Raw genomic sequence first — 20706 nt, 5'->3', positions numbered from 1 at the left:
TCTTTCTGCTTTCCCTGCTGGATTAATCGTAAGGGATGATCTTAATTGACATTGAACCTTATGTTCCTTTAAAAAGTTGCCTTAAGAACTAATAATTAAAATGAATTTATATGATTCCCTCCTACACAGATTTAGAATACTTTCAAGAAGCAGCTAATTCTTTAAGTTTATCAAGAGCTTCTGAACGACTAGGAATAAGTCAGCCAACATTAAGTTTAGCTATAAAAAGACTAGAAAAGGCCATTGGTACTGAACTTCTTATTCGCCATCAACATGGCGTTGCTCTATCGCAGAGTGGAAAACAATTATTAGTACATGTAAAAAAATTAATGAATTGTTGGCAGGACGCACGCTCTTTTGCTCTAGCTTCTAAATTTGAAGTTCAGGGTTCCTATACATTAGGGTGTCACTCGACTACGGCAGTTGATATTGTTTCAGGGTTTCTTCCCAGCCTTTTAGAAACTTATCCGAAATTAGAAATTAATTTAGTTCATGATGTTTCTAGACGGACACTCGAACAAATTATTAATTTTAAAATAGATATTGGTATTTTGATAAATCCCCAATCCCACCCTGATTTAGTAATAAGAAAACTTTGTCACGATGAAATGGCATTTTGGACAGTGCCCAATAAGCGAAAAATACAAGATATTTATTCTGGTGAAGCGGTTGTTTTGTGCGATCCTAGTTTGAAACAAACCCAAGATTTATTGGTAAGAGGGCGCGAGCAAGGATTTTTAATTGATCGCATCATAACGATTAATAGTTTGGAAGTTATTGCCAATATGGCAGCACAAGGTTGCGGTATAGGTATATTACCCAAGCTTATGACCAGCACTCTTTATCCAGAAAGACTTATCTGTGTTAACCAAAGTCCTATTTATAGAGAAGAAGTCTCTCTAGTTTATCGCAATGAAAATCGAGGTATTAAGGCAATGCAAGTCATAGCAGAAGCAATTAAGCATTATTGTGATAATAAGCTATAGCGCCGCTTACTAACCTTTATACCAAAACTTAGTGAGCACTATATAAATTTTAACTATGGCGAAGATAACTTAAACCTAATTCAAGCCTTTCGGTAGATTTCATATAATAAACTAAAATTTTTGAACGAAAATAAGATATGGATATAAGTTTATTGGCGCATAGAACGAATCTACCTGTAAATGCTATTGATGAAATTTTTGCGCAATTACCTTATATACATCAAGAGCGACTTGAAAAAGGGTTGCCTAGTATTATTGATTTAAGTATTGGGGAGCCACATCTAGCTATTAATCCGAATGTAAGTGTTGCGATGATTAAATTGCTGCAAAAAAAGGATTTAGCTTTTCCTTATTCACTTTCTCAGGGCGAGCGTTCATGTTTAGAAGCAGTAACCGCCCTCTATAAAAATTATTATCCTCTTGTTGATTTCTCTGCAAAAGAAGTCATGGTGACTAATGGTGCCACGCAAGCTATATGGAATGCTTTTAATATTTTAGTTAATCCCGATGATTTGGTTTTAGCCTTTGAGCCTTATTTTGGTATTTATGAAATGCAATTAAATTTATTAGGAGCGCAGTTAATTAAAATTCCGACTGAAGAGCAAGGATTTCAACCTTCGCTAAAACAGTTAGAGTTTTTTTTAACTAAGTTTCCGAATACCAAAGTCCTCATTTTAAATTTTCCAAATAATCCAACGGGTCTAGATTTGCAACAATCATTTCTTATCGGTTTAGCTAAAATACTTGAACAAAATTTATATCTTTCAGTAATCGTTGATGATGTTTATCGGGAGCTAACGACCTTGCCACATATGACGCTCCTTGATGTTGCTCCGCATCTTAAAAGTCGCTGCTTAATTATTAATTCTGTCTCAAAAGGATTAATTGGAGCACCGGGGTTGCGTATAGGTATGATAGGCGCTAATCCTACATGGATAGAAAAAATGAGTACACTGCAAATGATGACAACAGGCGGCATCTCCGTGTTAATGCAGCAAGCGCTGCTAGCTAGTATTATAGAAAAACTAACATTTACTGCCCAATATCAAGCTTGGTTAAATAATTGTTTGCACGAGTATCAAAAAAATCGAGTTTTCATCTATGAACAGCTTAGACTCTGGGGATTTCAAAGCGTTGCAAGCGATAATGGTTTTTTTGTTTTGACTTGTGCTAATCCTTTTATAGGTAGAAAGGTGCCTGATAAAGTCACCTTTATGTTCAATAATAAACGTCACCAAGTTACTAACTTACATAATAAGTTAGATGCAACCACTTTTAAAACAGATTCTCACATAGCATCTTTTATATTGCATACAGTAGGAGTAGCGGTAGTGCCTGGTTCAGCTTTTGGAATTGATGAGAAAAAAGGGTATTTACGATTCTCTTATGCAAAAGATTATTTTCTTTTGCAACAAGCTTGTAAATTAATTCAAGATATGGTTGAGCAGGTAAATTATATAAATTCTAAGGCACAATTAGTATAGGATTTTGGATTTTAAAGAAATAGGATTTTTCTAATGGCAAGTATGCAATTTTCAGCAACAGAAAAGAAATTAATATTTTTATCTTCACTTGGTGGCGCGCTAGAATTTTATGATTTTATTATTTATATATTTCTCGCCAGCGAATTAAGTGAACTTTTTTTTCCTGCTGCAAATCACCTTGCTTCCTTAATCGGTGTTTATGCCGTTTTCGCTGTAGGCTATTTAATTCGTCCCTTAGGCGGAATTATTTTTAGTCATTTTGGCGATAAATATGGACGCAAGAAAACCTTTGTAGTGACGTTAATCATGATGGCGTTACCTACTTTTTTAATTGGCCTTCTTCCTACTTATCAGAACATTGGGATTAAAGCGTCACTTTTACTTATTCTGTTACGTCTAATACAAGGTTTATCGGTTGGCGGAGAAATACCAGGTGCTGTTACCTTTGCTGGAGAACATATAAATCCTAAAAGTCGAGGTGTCTGTTGCGCACTTATTTTTTTAGGGATTAATATAGGTTTAATTTTAGGCTCAATGATTAATGTGGCGCTATTTTATTTTTGTACACCTGAGCAAGTTTTATCTTGGGGTTGGCGAATTCCTTTCATAATTGGTGGTTTATTAGGAATGGTGAGCTTTAAGTTGCGTAGAGGTTTAGTAGAGACCCCAATATTTAAACAACATAGTGCTACTGCAAAAAAGAATTTTTTCCCCATTCGAGAAGTATTTGCGAATTATAAAAAGGAGGTTTTTCAAGGTGCAGCTCTAACATGGCTAGATGCCGTAACTGTGTGTCTACTTTTCCTTTATCTGCCAACTTATTTAACTTCAATTTTGCATTATCCTAAAGAAACAATAAATATTCTTAATACCATCGCTTTAATTCTTAACTCCTTACTTTGTATTACCTTTGGGTGGCTCTCTGATTTATTTGGTCGGCGCCGGTTTTTGCTTTTGGGTTCTCTATGTTTTGTTCTATTTAGTTATTTTTTCTTCTATTTATTATCTTTAGAGCAACTTGCCTATGTTGTCATTGTGATGTTTTCTGTTTCCCTTTTAAGTGCATGTACGAGTATGTATGTCTGCACGATTATCGAATTATTCCCTACCTCAGTTCGTTATACGGGCATGGCAATTACGTATAATATTGGCTATGCGTTTTTTGGTGGGCTTACGCCTTTAATCGCAACCAGTTTAATTAACACAACTCATAATAATCTTTCGCCTAGTTTTTATTTGATCCTTAGTGCAGCAATTTGTTTTTTTAGTGCTTTAACACTTAAAAATAAACATGGCCAAGTTTTAAGTTAACTAAGTTAAAAATTGTAAACCTAAGCTAATTAATCAAAGTGGCCTAAGCTTAATTGTTATTTTCCTAGCTAAGGTATTTATACTTTAGCTAAATATTATAAATAACTATTAAATTAATAACTATTTAGTTATTCTTAATCTCTATTTTTTAAGCTTTTGAAATTAAACACATTATGATGAAAATTTTGGCTAAAACAATGATGGCGGCGACTTTAACTTGTCTTTGTAATGATAGTTTTGCAGGTGAAATGGGTCTGCAGGATAATATTTTTAATGTGTTTGTTCCTAATTTAAAGCCAGGTTTAGAAGTTTCGGTCAGTGCGCTTATTTTGCAACCTGGAGCTAGTAATTTAGGTTGGGGTGTGGTTACCACAGTTCTCCCTATTCCCACACCTGAGTGGCAAATAGAATCGTTTGATCCTGGTTATAAAGTAGGATTTCAAGCAGGCGCACGTTATATTTTTGCAAACTCAGGTACAGATCTGCAATTAAACTGGTTTTCCTTACAAACTAATTATAAAGATGCAAGAAATGTTAAGCCTGTATCACAATGGATCTCGCCTTTCTCGCAAACAGGAACCCCTCCAACTGGCGGTGAAATCACCGGTGTTGCTTCTTTAAATAGTGCGAAAGCCACTTTAACTTTTAATTATAATGCTGTTAATTTAGATATCGGCAAATTTGTCAACTTTGGTTCTAGCTTACAAACCCGATTTTTTACAGGTTTGGGCAGTACCTGGATTAAAGAAAAATTGATTTCTAATTTTTATGGGGGCTCAAAAATTAATTTTTCTTTAAATAACACGTCGACTTATAGTGGCGTAGGTCCCCGATTAGGGTTAACTAATAATTATTATATTAATCATGGATTTCATCTTATAGGACAAGTAGCCGGTGGCGTTTTAATTGGGAGTATGCAACCTGCGCAGTATAAATTTACAGGAAGTTCTTCTGACTTAGCTTTAGTAGGAATTGCTGTAAATAGAGAGCAATTATCCAGTAACAGTGTTACTCAAGTTGTTCCAGAAATTGACGCAAAAATTGGATTAAGTTATAGCTATCTTATGCAAAATGAATCTGAACTTATCCTTGAGTTAGGTTATATGGGGACCGTCTATTTTAATCCTTTATCAGCCTATGAAACGAATACCAATGTTATTGCTTTAGATTCAGGATCTTTATCTACTTCTAGTGTTAAATATGTACAAAGCAATTTTTCAGTTGCAGGCCCCTACGGGACCGTACGTTTTAAATGCTAACTGAAAAGATCGCTGCTTTTTCGCTAAATATAATAATTTCTTATTAAGAATTAATATAATAGATTAAAAGGGCATTGTATGATTAAATATAAAACTTTTTATTTTAAGACTATTTATGCGCTTTTTTGATTCGATTAATCGGAAATATGGCCTGATAAAATACGTTGTTAATGAGTTTTATGAAGGCTTCACACATGGCATGCCTGATTTTCATTTGCTCTTTCCAGAGCCTAATAGGATTTCAATTTCTTATTTAAAAAGCTATTTTGCAGAAAATGAAATTGCTTTAATTTATACGAAAGCAATGATAATAAACCATCTTAAAAATAATTATGTAAAATATGGCGCTGTTTGTATTTTTGAATTACTAGACTATGCCTTATACTTAAATTTTCCAGAAGAAAGCACTATCCATACAATCGCTCATGGTGCAATGCATTTGACTGTAACGGCATTAATGCTTTCTACTGTAGTACAACAGTATATAGAATCATTATCTGTAGAATCACATTTGCATGAAGCATTATCTAATAATGTTATGTTAAATTAGCTTAACCACGGTTATAAAATAAGTTAACCGAATTTCCTCTTTATTATGAAATTTAGTCATTGCAAAGCAAATCAAATTTTATAGTATAGGATTTGTATCATTAGCCTCTTTTTTCTGTTCACCTGGCTCTTTTTTATCTAACTCTTGTTTGTTTTTTTCTAAGTCCTTTTTCAGTTGCTCAATAGCTTGTTTTTCTTTCTCTTTTGCAGTAATTTTTTTGTTATGAAAACTATACCAAGTCATTTCGTAATTTTTTTCTCGACGAAAAATTCCTTCAGAGGATCTGGCTGGTTTACAGGGGGTTGCTGGGTAAAGCTTCTATCTAAAGCATGTAGCCCTTTACTATTTCTTCCAGGCATAAAATTTCTCCTTACAACTCTTTCTGAGAGAAGTATAGTTAATTAATAGTGGAATATTTTAGAGATTTGATGGCATTTTCTGTAAAATTTAAGTAATAAATATCTATATTAATGGGCAGATTTATCCTGATCTATCTTTGGCCAATTTACTGCTAATCTATTGATAATTTATGTAAGCTATTGCCAAAAATGAGAATAATCATACTTCCAAGCCAGAAATAAAAGCCTAATAGTAATTTTTGGACAATCAATAGGGGGGACCATAAAGCAAAGAAAAACGCTAGAATACTTAAATAAAGACTAGTTTTTGAACCATAGCTAATTAAAGAAACAATATAGAAAGGATTTGCTAGCCAAGCCAGCTGTAGTGAGATTAAGCCAAACCAGCCAAATACTAAGAGCTCAAAACCATAATTTATCTGTAAATTTCCTGTTTCAAAATTAGGAATAATAGCCGCTGGTAAACACAAAGATATTATATAAAATATCGCTGATAGAAAAATACATAAGGTTTTTAACGAATTTTTTGTCATATAATATAAAGATAAGAGTTAATAAAATTATAAACTATTTTAGTCTAACGACTCTATTATTTGCTGAAACTCCTACAAAAATAGCTAATTTTTTATCATTTCTTCACTTTGCTAGAACTAAATGAGGTTGAGCATATGAGCAAAGCATTCACTAAAGAAACCGATGAGGATGATGTTGACGAGTTACCCGAAATTATCACGGGTAATACTAAAAATTATGTCACGCCTTACGGATTAGAGTTGTTACAAAAAGAATTGCATGCGTTACTTTATGAAGAACGACCAAAAATTGTTGAAATAGTTAGGTGGGCAGCAGGAAATGGTGATCGCTCTGAAAATGGTGATTATATTTATGGTAAAAGGCGTTTGAGGGAAATTGATCGCCGCATACGCTACCTTAATAAGCGTATTGAAACAGCTTGCGTTGTTGATCCAACCTTGCAAAAGGATCTCGAGAAGGTGTTTTTTGGTGCTACTGTGACTTATGTTCAACAGGATACAGAAAAAACGGTGAAATTAGTTGGCTTTGATGAAGCCGATATAGAACAGGGTAAGATAAGCTGGAATTCGCCGGTTGGAAAAGCACTGTTAAAAGCTGAAATAGGGGATATTGTTTTAGTTGATACGCCAGATGGAAAAGAAAAATTAGAAATTGTAAAAATAATATATTAAATATATTTTATGCCGAATTTGTTTAAGTTTAATCTAGATCCCGTATAAATGCTTCGCATTTTACAGGATAACGTTCGTTTGGCGACATAAAAGAGCCTTCGTCTCTTTTATGTCGAGCTCACGTTATTTAAGTCACTACCTTAAAAGAAGCCTAATCACTTTAAGCTTCATTCTTTATTTTATTAGCTATAATTTAAAAGATAAATAATAAGTATTAATACTAGCGAAAGTAAGGAACTTAGAAATTATCTCTTTAAGCTATTTTTAGCCTTAAGAGTATATCTAATTAAGGAAGGGCATGTTAACGGATTTTTTCCAACTTTCATCTATACCAGATAACCAAATTCAAGGCATTTACAGTTTACCCTTGGTTATTCTTTCCTATTTAGTTGCAGTTGGAGCTTCTTATGTCGCTCTTGATATTGCTAATCGGGTACGAGATATTGGCGCCTCTTTTACCAATAAAATTTGGTGGATTTTAGGTGGGGCTTTCGCTATGGGCGCAGGTATTTGGTCAATGCACTTTATTGGCATGCTTGCGTTTATCATGCCTATGCCTATGGCCTATGATCCATTTCTGACAGGCTTATCAATGATTATTGCCATCATTGCTTCAGGCATTGCTTTTTTATTATTGCAAAATAAAAAAGTTAAAATAAACGCGCTCGCTCTTGGTGGAATAATATTAGGATTTTCTATTGCCTCAATGCATTACGTGGGCATGTCTGCTATGTTGGGTATGGGGATACGATATTTACCAGGGCTTTTTTTTCTGTCCATTATTGTAGCTATTATTGCATCTGAGGCTGCTTTATATTTAGCTATAAAAAGCTCCCAATTGTCCACCACAAAGGCAAAGGTTCGTTTAAAGATTATTAGTGCCCTCGTTATGGGGGCGGCTATTTGTGGAATGCATTATATTGGTATGGAAGCTGCTATCTTTACACCAGAGCCTAACCATGTTCATACAAGCCATGCAGTTAATCATAATATATTGGCTATTAGTGTTGCGATTGTAACTATTATCATTATGGGTATTGCGCTTGTTATCTCTAGCTTGCAGGCCAAATTACATGCTAATTCCGTAGAAATGGCACGAAAAGCTGGTATGGCAGAAGTGGCTTCTAATGTGCTCCATAATGTGGGGAATGCTTTAAATAGTGTCAATGTCTCTGCAGCGCTAATTACCGATCATCTGAAAAATATTAATTTACAAAATTTAAAAGATTTAAACAGCTTAATAAGTGAACACGAGCAAAATTTAGGTGAATTTATAACCCGTGATCCCAAAGGCTCAAAAATACCTATGTTCTTAAATAAAATGGCTGAATATTGGGATAGTGAATTTGAAGCGGCTCAAAAAGAATTACATCAATTGAATCAGAATCTCCAGCATATAAAAAATATTATTGCAGCGCAGCAGAAATTAAGTGGCGTCGTTAATTTTGAAGAGCTCATTAATATTGAAGAGGCTATTGAAGTCGCGTTGATTATGGTAAGTATCAATTTTAAGCGGCATAATATCAGTATTGAAAAAGATTATGCAAAGCTGCAACCAGTCTATATTGATAAGTCTAAACTAACCCAGATCTTAATAAATCTGATTGATAATGCCAAGCAATCTCTTTTAGCCTCTACCCAGGATAATAAAATCATTACTATACGTTTAGGGTTGATAAATGAGTCTAAATTTTATATTGAAATCATTGATAATGGCCTTGGTATTAATGCACAAAATTTAGCTAGAGTTTTTCAGCATGGTTTCACTACTAAGAGCAATGGGCATGGATTCGGTTTACATGCCAGTGCTATAGCTACTGCTGAAATGAGAGGAACTCTAAAAGCGAGTTCTGAAGGTGAAGGAAAAGGCGCTAATTTTAAAATAATTTTCCCTTATAAAATAGGTAAAGATTTTTCTCTAGAAAGGAAGCGAGAAGAATATGTCTAAGATTCAAAACAATAAAGTTTTGTTAGTGGATGATAATCAATCAATTCATGAGGATTTTTATAAGATACTCAAGGTAAAAAATGAGAAGGCGGACGCATTTCAGGAAACATTTAATAATTTATTTAATTCAGCTGAGCTGCCAGAAACACGGGAGACTCAAGCGCAAACAATAACATTACATTCAGCTTTTCAAGGCCAGGAAGCGTTGCAATTAGTTAAAAAAGCCATGGAAATTGATGAGCCTTATGCGCTTGCTTTTGTAGATATACGTATGCCTCCCGGATGGGACGGAGTATTAACCATTAAAAAAATATGGGAAGTAGACCCTAATATACAAATGGTTATTTGCTCAGCCCATTCTGATTACTCTTTAGAGGAAATTTCAAAGATATTAGATGGTCAAGATAATCTCCTCATTTTAAAAAAACCTTTTGATGTTATTGAAGTTAGGCAGTTAACGTCGGCTCTTTTAAAAAAATGGGAGTTAAAACGTGAAGTTTTGCTGCAAATTAAAAATTTAGAGCAAGCAGTCGCTGTGCGTACTACAGAGCTGCAAAATGCAAATAGCAATTTAGATAAAAATTTAACACTCATGAAAGCTACAATTGAATCGACCCAAGAGGGTATTCTCGCGTTGGATCAGAACGAAAATATTTTGATTTATAATCAGAATTTTTTAGATTTATGGAATATTCCTGCAGAAGTAATGAATGAAGGGAGTTCATTAGAAATATTGAAAAAGCTGGCTGCACAAGTTGAAAATTCAAGTGACTGCTTAACCATGATTTTAAATTTATGTAAGCAACCCAAAACAGAGAGTGTAAAGGAGTTAAAATTAAATACAGGACAAGTGTTTGAATTATATTCTCACTACTTTTCTCATGGTTTAGAAGGTGATACGCCCGGTGTTGTCTTAAGCTTTCGAGATATTACAGAAAATAAACAGTTACAAGAAGAGCTCCTGCACTTAGCTACTCATGATGCTTTAACTGGTTTACCAAATCGTATTATTTTAATGGATCGCCTCCAGCAAGCTATAAACTATTCTAAGCGTAGTAACCTACTTGTAGGCATATTTATACTCGATTTAGATAATTTTAAACAAATTAATGATACGCTTGGTCATAAAGCGGGCGATGAGTTACTTAATTTAGTTGCAGTAAGAATGAGGAATTGCTTTAGGGAGTCTGACACTGTTACGCGCTTTGGAGGAGATGAATTTGTTATTATATTGACTGGGCAAATTAATCTTGAGAATTTTACCTCGCTGGCTGAAAGTCTACAAGGAATCTTTAATACGCCTTTCTTAGTGCAAGGAAACTCTGTGAAAGTAACAGGTAGTATTGGTATTAGTGTCTATCCCTTGGATGGAGAGATTCCAGACGACTTATTAAAAAATGCAGATACAGCGCTTTATCATGCCAAAGAAACAGGCAGAAATAATTTTCAATTTTATACTTCTGAACTTAATGATAATTTAATCAAGAAGGTAGAGTTAGAGTCTGCACTGCAAAAAGCGATAGAGAATGATGAATTTATCCTTTTTTATCAACCACTAGTCAGTGTAGCAGCAAATAAGATAATTGGTGTTGAAGCTCTATTAAGATGGAATCATCCAACTTTAGGTATGCTTATGCCTAATAACTTCCTTGCTACGGCAGAGAAAACAGGATTAATTATTCCTATTGGTAATTGGGTTTTAAATACAGCCTGCGCACAAACTAAAAAATGGCAAGAAACTATATATTCAGATTTATCTGTTGCAGTGAATATTTCTGGCAGTCAAATATTAAGAAGCGATTTTATTCATGTAGTTAATCGAGCTCTTAAAGAGAGCGGCCTTGAGCCACGCTATTTGGAACTAGAAATTACGGAACATGTTATTTTAGAAAATTCTAATGATGTCTTTAATACCATGAAAATTTTAAGAGATATGGGTATTAAAATTGCAATGGATGATTTTGGTGTTGGCTATTCTAACCTTAATTATGTTAAATTTTTTCCTTTTGACAAAATTAAAATTGATAAAAGCTTTATCCAAGATATCGACACGAATATCTATGATAAGAATATTATTGAAGCCATTATTAATATGACTAAATCAATGGGGCTGCAAATTTTAGCAGAGGGCGTCGAAACTAAAGAACAGCTTGAATTTTTACGCGCCCATCATAGTAATCAAATTCAAGGTTATTATGTTAGTCCCCCTTTGCAACCCTCTGCTGTGTCTGATTTTTTAAAGAATTTCAAATTTAACTAGGCAATGTCCCTGAGGTTTTTTGCATATAATCTAAGCTTAAAGATCCGACAAAAATTAAGGTTAGATTGTGTGCGAAAAATTTAGAAACGTGGCCTAAATAAATACTAAAATTACAGCTTATTTTTTTAGTTAAAAGTATTATTATTTGTTTTAACATTTTTCTTATTATATTTCTTTGTATTAATCCATTTTTTAGTTTTCTTTATTTGTTTAGCCTTGGGCTGCGCAGCGTTATATCTCGTTATAGATTGTGACTTTACAATAGATTGCGGTAAATTATGGACTGGTTCAAAATCACTAATTTCAATGCGATTAAGTTTCTTTTTGATTAAGTTTTCAATAGCAACTAACAAACCTATTTCATCTGCACTAACTAAAGAAATTGCCTGACCTGTAGATCCTGCTCGACCTGTTCTACCAATACGGTGAACATAATCTTCAGCAACCTGCGGTAAATCAAAATTAATGACGCATGGCAATTTTTCAATATCAATACCACGTGCGGCAAGGTCAGTAGCAACTAAGATTTGTACTTCCCCTTCTTTAAATTCAGTTAAGGCTTTCGTTCTTTGTGATTGAGATTTATTGCCATGAATAGCTACTGCATGAATTTGAGCCTCTGCTAATTGCTTAACAAGCTTATTAGCGCCATGTTTGGTGCGCGAAAAAACAATTGCTTGGTCCCATTTATTATGATGAATAAGATGACAAAGCAGGGCTGCTTTCCGAGTTTTATCAACAGGATGAATGGTTTGCTTAATATTAATTGCTGATGTATTGCGTGGTGCAACATCAATTTCAACTGGATTATGTAATATTCCTTTAGCCAAAGCCCGAATATCGTTTGAAAATGTAGCAGAAAACATTAAATTTTGTCTTTTAGCGGGTAATAAACGAATAATCCGTTTGATATCATGGATGAAGCCCATGTCGAGCATGCGATCTGCTTCATCTAGGATAAACATCTCGAGCTTATCAAGTTTAATTGCATTTTGCTGATGTAAATCAATTAAACGGCCAGGTGTCGCTACTAAAATTTCTACACCTGAACGTAGCTTCATCATTTGAGGATTAATTTTTACACCCCCAAATACTACTGTAGAGCGTAACGTTAAATTATGACTATATTCTTTAATGCTATCGCAAACTTGTGCTGCTAATTCGCGTGTTGGCGTAAGAATTAAGGCTTGGATTCGCCTATCTTTAGCGCGTGGATTCTTACTTAAAAGTTGTAGGATAGGTAATACAAAACTAGCCGTTTTACCTGTGCCAGTTTGCGCTGAAGCTAAGACATCTTGCTTATTTAAGATAGGCGGGATAGCTTTGGCCTGAATAGGCGTAGGATTGTTGTAGCCTAATTTATGCACTGTTTGGACTAAGGTATCTATTAAGCCTAGGGCTTGAAAGTTCATTTTTTTCCTTACTAAATTAATAACAAGACTCACCAGAGATAATAATTAATTGGTAGTCAGTTTGACTTTTTTATAATTTATTCGAGTGTTATTTTATCATAATTTAGGAAGAAATACTTGTGCTAAGGATGTCAATGTGATTATTAATACATTAATTGTAACTAAACCAATTATTGGAAATTTATGAAACTAGTTTAGTATTTGTCCTTAAAAACTCGATTAATTGCTCAGGTTCAAGCGGCTGAGCTAAGTAAAATCCTTGTACCGCATCACAGCCATTCGCTTTTAAAATATCAAGCTGCTCTTGATTTTCTGTCCCTTCAGCAATCACAAAGAGTTTTAATGCTTTTGCCAAATTTATAATGGCTTTGACAACAATAAGATCGTTAGGATTATTATTTATATCTAATATAAAGCTTGAATCAATTTTCAAAATACCGACTGGTAAGGATTTCAAATGAGTTAAAGAAGATTGGCCTGCTCCAAAATCATCAATTGCATTCTGTATTCCAATATCATTAAATTTTTTTAATACCTTATAAGACTCTTTAATATTTGTCATAGCTGCTGTTTCAGTAATTTCGAAACATATTTGCTGGTTTACACGATACTTTTCAATGAGGTCAAGTAGATTATTAATTAAGCCTTGATTAGATAAGGTAAGTGACGAAAGATTAATGGAAAGTAAGATATCTTTAAATAATTCAGGATAATTATCTATCCAGGCTCTTAATTGTTGAAAAGCTTTATTACAAACCCAATAAGTTAATTTATTAATTAAGTTTGAATTTTCAGCAATGGCAATGAACTCATGAGGTAAAATAGACTCAAATTTAGGATTATTCCATCGACATAGTGCTTCAATACCAATAATTTTACCTGTGTTTAAATTAAATTGTGGTTGATAAACTAAATAAAGGGTATCTTCTGAGAGAGCCATCCTTAATTCATTTTCAATTTCTGTCTGGCGTTTGACTGTTAAATTGAGAGTTTCATCGTAAAAATGATAAGTGTTTTTCCCTAAATTTTTTGATTGATAGAGAGCTTGATCAGCATGTTGTAACAAAGCTTGAACTGAATCGCCTGCATTGGGATAGAGAGCAACACCTATACTAATAGTAGAAAAGATCTTATAGGTGTTATTGACATCAACATAAATGAATTTATTAAAGGCTGCAATAATGCGTTCTAGAACTGGTTTAATATGATTTATATCTGTGATTTTATCAAGAAGAATAACAAATTCATCGCCACCAAAACGAGACACAACATCTACTTCTCTACATTGTTCTTTTAAAATTTCGGCAGCTTTCTGTAGAAATTTATCACCTACTGGATGACCGTAGGTATCATTTATTTTTTTAAAATGATCTAAGTCACAAAAAAGCACAGCAAATTGATGATGATAGCGCTTTGCTCGTTTAATAGCTTCTTGCAGTAAAATGTTAAACATATGGCGGTTAGCTAATTGGGTTAAATGATCACAATTAACCATTCTTTTTAACTTCTCTTCTGTTTCTTTTAAATGCGTAACATCAAATACAATTCCTACGTAGCCCATAAATTGATCATTTTGATTATGTTCAGGAACAGCATGCACATCTAGCCAAATACAGCGATTATCTTTAGGAGAATAAATTTGTAGTTCATCCTGGTACTGTATTTTTTGGTTAAAAGCATCCTGCCAACGATTAGCTATTTCTTCTTTATTAAACGCTTGGATTTGCTGTTGCCATATAGAGCCAAGCAAAAAATTAGTGTCAACGCCTAACATTTCAGTTAAATGTTTATTAGTATAAATACATACGCCCTTTTCATTCGTTTTAAAAAAACCCGCATAAGACATGTCCTCGATAGCACGAAATAAGCTTTCCCAAGATCTTTTTTGCGCTAAATTTTTTGCAGTTTCAATCGCTCTTTGGATAATCAAGGGTAGGCGCTCTAAATTATCCTTTAATACATAGTCTGTAGCACCGGCTTTAATTAATTTAACTGCTGCTTCATCACCAAGCACACCTGTAACAATAATAAAAGGCACATCTGGTTGATAATTGTTTTTTAACTCAAGCGCCATTAAGCCATCAAAATTCGGTAAGGAATAATCTGATAAAATAATATCGTATTGCTGTTTATGAATGGCCTTTAAATAGTCATCCTTCTTTGCAACTACTTCTAAATTAAATAAAAAACTTGCTGTAGACTTAAGCTGCCTCTTTAAGAAATCTGCGTCAATTGGGTCATCTTCTAAATAAAGGATATTTAATTCTGTCATACTTATTTTTCCGGCGGTGGCTCATTATAAATTATCCAAAACGATCCAATATGGCGTATAGCCTCAGTAAATTGAACGAAATCAACAGGTTTTACTACGTAGGCATTAACATTTAAGTTATAAGCGTTAACTAAGTCTTGCTCTTCCTTTGAAGAAGTTAAGATAACCACGGGAAGTTTTTTTAAATTGGCATCTGCACGAATGGATTGTAGTACTTCTATGCCATTTATCTTAGGCATTTTTAAGTCAAGTAAAACAAGGATAGGTTGAGTGTTTTCACGACTACTATACATGCCTTCAAACCGTAAATAATCCAAGGCTTCTTTTCCATCCTTAACCCAATCAATGGTGTTATAAATTTTTTCACTTTGAAGAGCCTTGATAACTAAATCTGCATCTAATTTATCATCTTCAACTAACAAAATATGTCCGGGTTTTATCATATTATTCTCCTACCGCTTTTTTAGGAAGCGTAAAATAAAATTGCGCCCCTTTATTTAATTCACTGGTTGCCCAAACCCGGCCACCGTGACGAGATATAATTCGTTGGACGTTTGATAAACCAATACCATTTCCTTCAAATTCAGTTTCAGCATGTAGACGTTGGAAAACTCCAAAGAGCTTATCGGAATAAGTCATATCAAATCCAACGCCATTATCTTTTACCGAGAAAATGCATTCATCAGAATCATCCTCGCAATCGATACTAATCATCGCGACTTCTCTGGTTCTAGTAAATTTTAATGCATTAGAAAGTAAATTTTGCCAGACAATACGCATCATATTTTGATCCACATAAACTTGTGGTAGGGTAGCGATGTGCCACTCTATCTTTCTATCCTCTATTTGGCTTGTTAATTCAGCAATGACAGAGTCAATTGTTTCATTAAAATTTACGTTTTGTTTATTTAAGGCAAAACGTCCAGCGCGCGAAAAGGCTAAGAGATCATCAATTAATTGCCCCATCCGTTTAGCTTCAGTACTTATAATTTGAATGTATTCATTCATTTCGGTATCATTTAGCTTATTAACTTTATCTTGTAAGAACTTAATATAACCAATGATATGTCGTAGGGGAGCACGCAAATCATGAGAAACAGAGTAACTAAAACCTTCAAGTTCTTTGTTCATCGCTTCTAACTTATTTTTTTGTTGTTTAATTTGCTGCTCATGTTCTTTTCTGGCGGTAATATCTTTAAAAGTAACTACGCCACCTATAATTTTCCCATTTTCTATAATGGCTTTACTTGTATAGTCTGCCCAAAAATAACTCCCATCTTTACGCCAAAAAACTTCATCGTCTCTATGTTTAGTTTCTCCTGTTGCTAAAGTATGATAAACAGGGCAGTCAGAAATTAAATAAGGGCTACCATCAAGATTTTTATAATGGATTAGATCATGTTGGCGTTTTTCTATAAGATCTTTTTGTTCCCAGCCTATCATTTTTACTGCAGCTGAATTGACGAATATAGTTTTGCCGCTTTTATCGACCCCATAGATACCCTCGCCAGCACTTTCTAGAATTAAATGGCTCAGTTTTCGGGCATCGTGCAATTTTTTAAGCATATAAGCTAGCATAGCTAGCAACACAGACAATAATAAGCCAGTAATAAGAGTAAAAATAGGAATGACTGTATAATATAAGCCAAGCAAATTTTGAGATGGCCATAATGTTAATGTCCAATTACGATCAAGCAACTTTAGATTTGTGTTTTGAGTAAGTTGTTTAGCTTGAACGCCTGCATTGTTAAGATTATCCTTAGGATAAAGGCGATAATTTTTATCTGAAATCATCATGTGCAGGTGATTTTTAGTTTGCATATCTAAGGCATTATCAACAAAGGCTTGCATGTCGATAGCATTAAATAAATAACCATCAAACCCATTTTTTGTATATAGGGGGATAAAGATAGGTAAGGCAATTTGCTTATTGTCAAGCATAATAGGTACACCAGATTTTGCTGTTTTGCTTCCCTTTTCCTTAAGTGCTTTACTTTGTAAAAAAGGAATAGAGTAATTTAATAAAAATTGATTTTGATCTTCAGGAATACGCCATTGAAGTTCATTATTTTGATTAAGCCACCCCATGATTTTTAAAGCAGGAAAATCGGCTAGATAAGCTTGGCCATCTGTTTGCCAAGCTAATTTACTATGGCCATTATTTTGCTGCCAGCGCAAAGAAACCCGATGCAACGCTTGAGTTAGACGCTCAAATTCGGTTTTAAGTTTAGTAGAAATTTGTTCTTTAGCCTCATGAATCGCTAATGATATTTGTTTTTGTTCCTGTATTACTTGAAAATGCCATAAAACAATAGAAATGATAGCGCTAGTGAAAAAAACAAGTAATATAGGCAATATATCCATGGAGTTTAAAATGCTTATTTCTTCACGCCGAAGCCATAAAATATAACTTAATCCTAAGGCTATAAAAGCGAAGGCTGAATGTATCGACATCAATGTAAAATTAGACCAGCCAGTTTGCCAGTCAAATAAATAACCAAATAAAGGTAGGGCACCTAACAGAATAATAAGCGAAGCTAACAGTATGCAAGCTAGCTTTCTTTCTGTATTTTCTATAGATGAGGGATGTAGCCAAATAGTAAGGCATAAAAGCAGAAAACAAAAGGCTGTATTGGGTGCCATTCGTCCAGGATGCGAAGTTTGCACGGTAATATAATGAGTCATAAAAAGCTCATCAATACCTAAATTAATATTTAAGAAATATTCTAAGAGAGTGAGCGTGCATAATAGAATGATTAGGCTAGCAATAAAAAGTGCAGTTTTTTTTGTATTTAAGTATAAACAAAGTAGCGCCAATCCTGATAAAAAGAAATTTAAAGCAGCATTGAATTGCATTGGAGCAAAAGAAGGTGATACTTGAATAATTAAGGCATTATGCGTATACCAGCCAAACAATACCATTAGGCCTAATAGGCTTACGAAAATAGCTAATATAGGACTAGTTAATGATAAGCTATTGATAGGAATAGAACTTCTCACTTCTTCTCCTGTAAGTGTTAAAGTCTAACCAAGTTTAATTGTTCTATTTTAAAATCCATTTATTAGTAAGTTTATGTAATAATCAGTCTAATTACTAGATAGGTAACTGGTTGATTAAAATATAAGAAACTAGTCTAAAATCTGCTGAATACAAATTTATATCGCCTTTCCAACTATTAAAAATTTATTAACCCCCATCTTCTCAATTAACAAGCTTGAATAGTATTGCTTCTTAATTACAGTGATATTGTAGATGAGAGTAAGCTAAGAGGGTTTTTTATAGCCCATGCCAAAGGCGCTAAGATTAAGATAAGCTTTTCTTTAACGCCACAAAATCCAGCTTTAATCCAAGACTGCAAATTGACTTTAATATAAAATTTATTCTTGGCCATTAAGAAGAATGAATAAACTTGTTTTAAGGTTAAAAGCTATTTAATCTTTTTAACGAAGTTGTAAGTAACTATTCTCCTCATTATTTTTATCATGTCGTCTAGTATTATTAGCAGGTGGGCCGGCATTTAAGATACGAAGTAGCAAGGTTAAATCGGGATTAGAGATTAATTGATTCTGTGAATCTTTTAATTGAAGTTTATTTGTGTCGATATGACGCATATCTACTAAGCCTGGTTTTTTAACAATAGCGAGTAAAAAATCTTCTTCTGATTCTATTTGTTCATTTGCAATTTCTTTATAGGTACCTTGTTTTACAAGTTCATGAGCAATTTTATTACAAAGCTTTGCTACATAGTGCATTTTTTCAGCGTCAGTTAGATTGGTAGAATTATTAAATTTTAAGTAGCCCGATAAAATACCTTGATAAAAGCGACTTAACTCAGCTAAGTCTTGAAATATAAACGTTTCGTTAATGGGAATTAATTCTTCTAATTCTAATCCCGCCTCTTTTATAAATGTCGGATAGTTATCTCCAGAAAGCTTAATGCGCTCTATGTTAAAATCTGTAAAAATATTTTTAAACTTAGGATCATTTATTAATAAATCTTTTGCTATATCAATATAGCTTCTTTTAGTTGAGGTGACGGTTTGTGGGAAATGAGCGCGGCCGGGGAAAAAAATGTAGCCATGTCCGCCTGCTTGTAAGGCTCTATTCACATTTTTTAAAGCTTCTCTCTGTTTAACAATCCAATGGAAACAAAAGAAAGATATCATTGCATTATACTGTTGATAAAGAGGTAGGCGGGGATTAGTAATATCTTGTCTTTTAAAGAAAGTATTAGCATGTTTTGCGTACGTTTTTTTTGCTTCTTTTATCATTGAATCAGAATTATCTATAGCTATTACACTATCACTTTTTAATTCTGTCTTGATTCTCTTTGTTAAGTGACCATTACCACAACCTATTTCTAAAATACGCTTATTTTTATTGCGCTCGCCTTCATGCTTTACTACGAAATCTGTAAATACTTTATCTTCAAAATGATGTTGTAAGCGAGAATACTTAGGATCACTGTAAATTTTTCCATTCCAATTATCTTCTTGTTTTCTTTTCATCAATACTCCAATAGTTTTCTCTTATAAAACGTTTGAGGCCTAAATGCGTAAATATTATATTATTTGCTAGTGACTTTAACAAATGATGCTGAGTTTAATTGTGGTAAAATAGAAAATACTGATATTGATATATTTTATTGGCACCTTGTTAGTCAGTTTTGAGCAATTAAGGGTGGTATGAATTGTTTTTATCAACCTGTTTTCTCACCTTTAGGTCAAGAAGCAAGCGAAAATACACTAACGTTTGGGATCAGCATGTTATTTTAAAAGTATCACTTAAGAGGCGGGATTGCGTGAGGTTATATTAAGCTCTGAATCTTTAAATGAACTTAACATACCCTCATAAAATAGGCGATTACTTACTGAAATATCACCTGAATAAGGGTAATCAAAACTTAAGGCTATGGCTACATTAAAGCCAAAGACAACTGCAAAAAATAATATTGGTGTCGTGTTTAGAAATCCTGATTCACCACGAACTAAACCTAATATAACGACAAGAAAAATGGAGCCTATAATAAGAGACGAACTTAGTTTTTCGGGGATAATACTTGTTAGGCGAGAAAGCCTATCTCGTCTAGCTGCCAAAATAGTATCAAGATTTTTTATACATTGAGAATAATATATTTTTTCTAAATTGGTTTGAGGATCAAAGGATTGTAAAATCAAAAATAAATTATTAAGTGCATTCCACGCATCCGGACTTTCTTCACCTTCTTTCATTAGCGCCCACTCTTGAGTTCTGACTAAAATAGTATAATCGCGAATCCCTGCCATAATTTTATCTTTTGCTGGTGCTGGAAATACATTAATATTACGTACCATTGTGGCCAAAGCATCAGCTTCTGTAGCTATATCATCTTGGGTTTTTAGTAAATAGTTCCAAGTGTTAATAATAATAAAAGCAAGTAACACAGAAAAACCTGTGCCTAATATTCTAATTAACGTATTAGTTAGTGAGCGGTGATCTTTATCTATAGGGAAAGTAATTAACTGAGTTGAAATTATGACTGATAAATAAGCAACGATAGTAAGTATTGATATACATAATATAACCAACCACCAAAAAGGTAGTGCTTCAATTAATTCACGGGCCATCCTGTTTCCTATGATTAAGTAATACTATCAATTACTGCCTTAAATAACTTTAG

Annotated in this window: 16 protein-coding genes; 8 read left to right on the top strand and 8 right to left on the bottom strand. The window is 33.6% G+C overall.

Annotated features, from left to right (window positions below):
* Positions 1-110 precede the first annotated feature (110 nt).
* From E1P04_RS08405 to E1P04_RS08385, 5 genes are all read left to right on the top strand, one after another.
* Positions 111-986, top strand: coding sequence for a LysR family transcriptional regulator (locus E1P04_RS08405; protein ID WP_131782468.1), 876 nt, complete (start codon positions 111-113; stop codon positions 984-986).
* A gap of 137 nt (positions 987-1123) precedes the next feature.
* The gene (locus E1P04_RS08400; RefSeq protein WP_131782467.1) at positions 1124-2470 is read left to right on the top strand and encodes a pyridoxal phosphate-dependent aminotransferase; all 1347 of its coding nucleotides are present in this window, start codon (positions 1124-1126) and stop codon (positions 2468-2470) included.
* Between the two features lie 33 nt (positions 2471-2503).
* Entirely contained in the window at positions 2504-3781 is a 1278-nt protein-coding gene (locus tag E1P04_RS08395; protein ID WP_131782466.1) for an MFS transporter, read from the top strand.
* 173 nt (positions 3782-3954) lie between these two features.
* Positions 3955-5040: an Lpg1974 family pore-forming outer membrane protein gene (locus E1P04_RS08390; protein WP_242604412.1), complete on the top strand. Its 1086-nt coding sequence runs from the start codon at positions 3955-3957 to the stop codon at positions 5038-5040.
* Positions 5041-5155: 115 nt separating this feature from the next.
* Positions 5156-5590, top strand: coding sequence for a hypothetical protein (locus E1P04_RS08385; RefSeq protein ID WP_131782465.1), 435 nt, complete (start codon positions 5156-5158; stop codon positions 5588-5590).
* 78 nt (positions 5591-5668) lie between these two features.
* On the opposite strand, the gene E1P04_RS17625 is transcribed toward E1P04_RS08385, so the two are convergent.
* Positions 5669-5833, bottom strand: a complete 165-nt coding sequence (locus tag E1P04_RS17625) for a hypothetical protein (protein ID WP_165482714.1) — start codon at positions 5831-5833, stop codon at positions 5669-5671.
* Between the two features lie 268 nt (positions 5834-6101).
* On the bottom strand, positions 6102-6482 hold the full coding sequence (locus E1P04_RS08380) for a hypothetical protein (protein ID WP_131782464.1): 381 nt from the start codon (positions 6480-6482) through the stop codon (positions 6102-6104).
* Between the two features lie 135 nt (positions 6483-6617).
* Between E1P04_RS08380 and greB the strand changes: the two genes are divergently transcribed.
* From greB to E1P04_RS08365, 3 genes are all read left to right on the top strand, one after another.
* A complete protein-coding gene (greB, locus tag E1P04_RS08375; RefSeq protein ID WP_131782463.1) occupies positions 6618-7154 on the top strand; it encodes a transcription elongation factor GreB in 537 nt (178 codons plus the stop codon).
* A gap of 298 nt (positions 7155-7452) precedes the next feature.
* The gene (locus E1P04_RS08370; protein ID WP_131782462.1) at positions 7453-9102 is read left to right on the top strand and encodes an MHYT domain-containing protein; all 1650 of its coding nucleotides are present in this window, start codon (positions 7453-7455) and stop codon (positions 9100-9102) included.
* A complete protein-coding gene (locus E1P04_RS08365; RefSeq protein ID WP_131782461.1) occupies positions 9095-11362 on the top strand; it encodes an EAL domain-containing protein in 2268 nt (755 codons plus the stop codon). Before E1P04_RS08370 ends, E1P04_RS08365 begins: the two co-directional genes overlap by 8 nt.
* A gap of 125 nt (positions 11363-11487) precedes the next feature.
* Here E1P04_RS08365 and E1P04_RS08360 read toward each other — a convergent pair whose 3' ends face one another.
* The 6 genes from E1P04_RS08360 to E1P04_RS08335 all read right to left on the bottom strand — a co-directional run bounded on the left by E1P04_RS08360 (position 11488) and on the right by E1P04_RS08335 (position 20653).
* Positions 11488-12774: a DEAD/DEAH box helicase gene (locus E1P04_RS08360; protein WP_131782460.1), complete on the bottom strand. Its 1287-nt coding sequence runs from the start codon at positions 12772-12774 to the stop codon at positions 11488-11490.
* 181 nt (positions 12775-12955) lie between these two features.
* Complete coding sequence (locus tag E1P04_RS08355) at positions 12956-15046, bottom strand: EAL domain-containing protein (RefSeq protein WP_131782459.1); 2091 nt, start codon at positions 15044-15046, stop codon at positions 12956-12958.
* Positions 15047-15048: 2 nt separating this feature from the next.
* Positions 15049-15489: a response regulator gene (locus tag E1P04_RS08350; protein WP_131782458.1), complete on the bottom strand. Its 441-nt coding sequence runs from the start codon at positions 15487-15489 to the stop codon at positions 15049-15051.
* Position 15490: 1 nt separating this feature from the next.
* Complete coding sequence (locus tag E1P04_RS08345) at positions 15491-18046, bottom strand: ATP-binding protein (RefSeq protein WP_131782457.1); 2556 nt, start codon at positions 18044-18046, stop codon at positions 15491-15493.
* A 441-nt stretch (positions 18047-18487) separates the two neighbouring features.
* Entirely contained in the window at positions 18488-19555 is a 1068-nt protein-coding gene (locus E1P04_RS08340) for a class I SAM-dependent methyltransferase (protein ID WP_131782456.1), read from the bottom strand.
* Between the two features lie 276 nt (positions 19556-19831).
* On the bottom strand, positions 19832-20653 hold the full coding sequence (locus E1P04_RS08335) for a bestrophin-like domain (RefSeq protein WP_131782455.1): 822 nt from the start codon (positions 20651-20653) through the stop codon (positions 19832-19834).
* Positions 20654-20706: the final 53 nt, after the last annotated feature.

Origin of the sequence: Legionella gresilensis (assembly GCF_900639865.1) — a bacterium.
GTDB classification, from domain to species: domain Bacteria; phylum Pseudomonadota; class Gammaproteobacteria; order Legionellales; family Legionellaceae; genus Legionella_C; species Legionella_C gresilensis.
Note: the sequence above shows the minus strand (reverse complement) of the source record. Positions and strands in the feature narration are given on the sequence as shown.